This window comes from Halorubrum halodurans (assembly GCF_002252985.1).
GTDB lineage: Archaea > Halobacteriota > Halobacteria > Halobacteriales > Haloferacaceae > Halorubrum > Halorubrum halodurans.
In genome coordinates, this window is the sequence record NZ_NHPJ01000002.1 from 1 (window position 1) to 2,921 (window position 2,921).

General features: G+C 71.4%; 5 protein-coding genes and 1 pseudogene. 3 read left to right on the plus strand and 3 right to left on the minus strand.

Annotated elements, in window-relative coordinates:
* The 3 genes and pseudogenes from DJ70_RS00100 to DJ70_RS00115 form a co-directional block, all read left to right on the plus strand.
* Nucleotides 1-286: pseudogene (locus tag DJ70_RS00100) on the plus strand (ATP-dependent DNA helicase); the annotation flags it as partial.
* Nucleotides 283-885, plus strand: coding sequence for a KEOPS complex subunit Cgi121 (cgi121, locus tag DJ70_RS00105; protein WP_094528854.1), 603 nt, complete (start codon nucleotides 283-285; stop codon nucleotides 883-885). The pseudogene DJ70_RS00100 and the gene cgi121, both read left to right, overlap by 4 nt.
* A gap of 491 nt (nucleotides 886-1,376) precedes the next feature.
* Nucleotides 1,377-1,967: an IMP cyclohydrolase gene (locus DJ70_RS00115; RefSeq protein ID WP_094528857.1), complete on the plus strand. Its 591-nt coding sequence runs from the start codon at nucleotides 1,377-1,379 to the stop codon at nucleotides 1,965-1,967.
* A gap of 13 nt (nucleotides 1,968-1,980) precedes the next feature.
* On the opposite strand, the gene DJ70_RS00120 is transcribed toward DJ70_RS00115, so the two are convergent.
* The 3 genes from DJ70_RS00120 to DJ70_RS00130 form a co-directional block, all read right to left on the minus strand.
* A complete protein-coding gene (locus DJ70_RS00120; protein WP_094528860.1) occupies nucleotides 1,981-2,355 on the minus strand; it encodes a helix-turn-helix domain-containing protein in 375 nt (124 codons plus the stop codon).
* Nucleotides 2,356-2,387: 32 nt separating this feature from the next.
* The gene (locus DJ70_RS00125) at nucleotides 2,388-2,627 is read right to left on the minus strand and encodes a hypothetical protein (RefSeq protein ID WP_094528863.1); all 240 of its coding nucleotides are present in this window, start codon (nucleotides 2,625-2,627) and stop codon (nucleotides 2,388-2,390) included.
* 76 nt (nucleotides 2,628-2,703) lie between these two features.
* Nucleotides 2,704-2,921 (minus strand): DUF5828 family protein (locus tag DJ70_RS00130; protein ID WP_245810621.1); only part of this gene is annotated, 218 nt, incomplete at its 5' end.

Consider the following 2,921-nt stretch of genomic DNA (forward strand, 5'->3'; position numbering starts at 1 on the left):
CCCGCCTCGTAGAGCCGGCGGGCGCGCTTCCGGCCGACGTTCCGCCCGCCGGCTCTACGAGGCGGGCGTCGAGACCCGCGCGGACCTGCGGGAGGCGGACAAGGGCGTCGTGCTCGGCGCGCTCCGCGGCCGCGAGCGGACCGCGGAGCGGATCCTCGAACACGCCGGGCGCGAGGACCCCTCGATGGACGGGGTCGACGCGGACCGGTCCGCCTCGGCGGCGGCGACGGCGGGAAGCGGCGACGGCGACGACGAGGGGCAGGCCAGCCTCGGTGACTTCCGATGAGCGGCTCGGGCGAGCCGCCCGAGCCGACCGCTCCCGCGTCGACCTCGGGGCATCCCGCGCCGCGTCCGGAGACGCGGCTCGTCGAGGGAACCGTCATCGTCGACGACCTCGACGGGTTCCTGGCCGACCTCGAGGCGATCCGCGAGGAGACGGGCGCGGTCGTCCAGGCGTTCGACGCCGACCGCGTCGTCGACGCCGCACACCTCCGGCTCGCGACCCGGCTCGCAGCCCGCTCGATCGCGCGGGGCGAGGCGGTCGCCCGCGACCCCGCGGTCGAGGTCCTGGTGTACGCCGCGGGGCGCAGACAGATCGACCGTGCGCTCGATCTCGGCGTCTCGCCGGGCGAGCGACGGACGGCGCTCGTGGTCGCCGACTTCGGCGACGTGCGCGGCGCGGACCGTCCTCCCGCCGACCTCGAGACGGCCGTCGCGGCGGTCGAGGACCTGCTCGCGGCGGGCCCGGAACCGACGCTCGGCGAGTTCGACGTCGAGGCGGTCCGCGACTACTACGGGGTCACCGGCCGGGAACTCGACGCGACCGTGGGAACCCTCGCCGACGTCGTCCACGAACGCGTCGCCCTGCTCGACGTCGAGAAGTGATCGACGGGACATGTACGGGCGACGGATCGTGACCGAGCGATCGGCGGTCGACGACGCGAGGGTCTCCGACGGCGGGGTGTGGTTCGATCGTCATCGTCTCACACCCCTTCGCTTCAGTTGGAAACCGCAATACTGAGCGACGATGTCGTTCCAGTAGAAACGAGAGTTCGACGAATCGAGGGAGGCGGCGGGGGGAGACGTCGCGGTCGGAACGGAGCGTCGAGCGGTCGCGGAGAAGACGGATAGTCCATCCTGGATTCGAACCAGGGTCGAAGCCCCCAGAAGGCTTCAGGATTGGCCACTACCCCAATGGACTGTGCGCACCGTCGCTACTCCACGCGTGTTTGTAAGCGTTGCGCGTCGCGGTCTCCCTGCCACGCGGTCGCACACGATCGGGTCCGGTCGCCGCCCGGTCTCCGGATCGCCCCGACGCTGTCGCCGGACGTGGATCGATCGACGTGTTTTAGCCACACGAATGCCCACGGCCGTGTATGTACATCGGACGGTTCGTCGTCGTCGGTCCCGGAATCGGCGCGTATCGGGTCTCCTCGCGGTCGTTCCCGAACCGACGGGTGATCGAGCGGGACGACACGCTGACGGTCGGGCCCACGCCGGACGCGTCCGAGACCGACAACCCGTACGTCTCGTACAACTGCGCGCGGCGGGTCGAGACGCCGACCGGCGAGCCGCTCGCGGTCCTCGGCAACGGCTCGCACGTGGACCCGATAGCCGAGAAGCTCGAACTGGGCTATCCAGCCCGCGACGCGCTCGCGACGCCGCTGCTCGCGCTCGACTTCGAGAAGGACGACTACGACACGCCGCGGGTCGCCGGCGTGGTCGGCGCGGAAACCGCGACGATCGGCACCGTTCGGCGCGACGCGCTGCTCGTCGAGTCCGTCGACGCGCCGACGCTCGTGGCGACCTACGAGCGGGACGCGCCCGGCGCCTACGACCTCGCCGCCGCGGACGCCGGCGCCGCCGCGAGCGAGGTCCTCGGGGCCGACTTCGAGCATCCGGTGTGTGCCGCCGGCGCGACGGTCGACGCCGACGGGGTCTCGCTCGCGTTCGACAACGGGGAGTGACCGCTCGCGCCCCTCACGCCTCGTCGGGGTCGAACGCGTCGATCGAGTCGTGAACGCCGGCGACCCACTCGTCGAGCGCATCGTGGAGGAGCCGCTTCGCCTCCGGGACGGGGATCGCGGTGTACTGGTAGACGTACCCCCCCGAGTCGAGCAGGCGCCGGCGGCGCTCGACGAGCCCCTTCTCGCGGAGCGTCGACAGCGACCGGTTCACGTTCGAGCGGTCGCGGTCGAGCGCGTCCGCCAGCTCGGCGACGGTGCTGCCCCGATACTCGATCAGCGTCAGGTACGTCCGGCTCTCGTGGTCGCGGATGCCGAAGACACACGAGAGCACGTGTTCGAACGACGGGGAGACGTCGCCGACGAGGTCCTCGATCTCTGCTTCGGCCATGGCGACGTGTGGTCCGCGACGGGATTAAATGGTCAGTGTTCCGCGGCGTACCCCATGCGGTCGAGGCAGGCGCGCATCTCGGCCTCCTCGGTGTGCCTGTGGAGGCTCGTCGGGGTGTCACAGTGGTACGTCTCGCCGTCGTACCGGAGCACCACCTCGTGGGCGCTCCCGGCCACCTCGACGTCGAGGAGCACCCGTCGTCCCTCCCGCAGCGCGGCGATGATATCGTCGGCGGGGAGTTCGCCGGGCTCGATCCGGAGTGGAGGCGTCATGGGCGCGGGTTCGCGGGGTCGATGGATAAACCTCCCGTGCCGCGGCCGGGGCCGCCGGGATCGGCTCCGACGCGCGTCAGGTCATCGTCGACTCGGGGCCGCCCTCCTCCTCGGGCGGTTCGACGCCCTCCGCGGCCGCGACGTCCTCGGTGCGTTTCTCGGTCTCGACGTGCCAGCGGTCGATCTCCGACTCGTACTCCGCGAGGACGTCGCTGACCTCGGACTTCAACTCGTCGTCGTTGACGTTCACCTCGAACTCGAACGTCTCGCCGTCGTCGGCGCGGGCGACCTCGG

What these genes read in the sequence shown, in the direction of transcription:
- cgi121 (WP_094528854.1), top strand. Translation starts at nt 283, where the DNA reads ATGAGCGGCTCGGGCGAGCCGCCCGAGCCGACCGCTCCCGCGTCGACC.
- DJ70_RS00115 (WP_094528857.1), top strand. Translation starts at nt 1,377, where the DNA reads ATGTACATCGGACGGTTCGTCGTCGTCGGTCCCGGAATCGGCGCGTAT.
- DJ70_RS00120 (WP_094528860.1), bottom strand. Translation starts at nt 2,355, where the DNA reads ATGGCCGAAGCAGAGATCGAGGACCTCGTCGGCGACGTCTCCCCGTCG.
- DJ70_RS00125 (WP_094528863.1), bottom strand. Translation starts at nt 2,627, where the DNA reads ATGACGCCTCCACTCCGGATCGAGCCCGGCGAACTCCCCGCCGACGAT.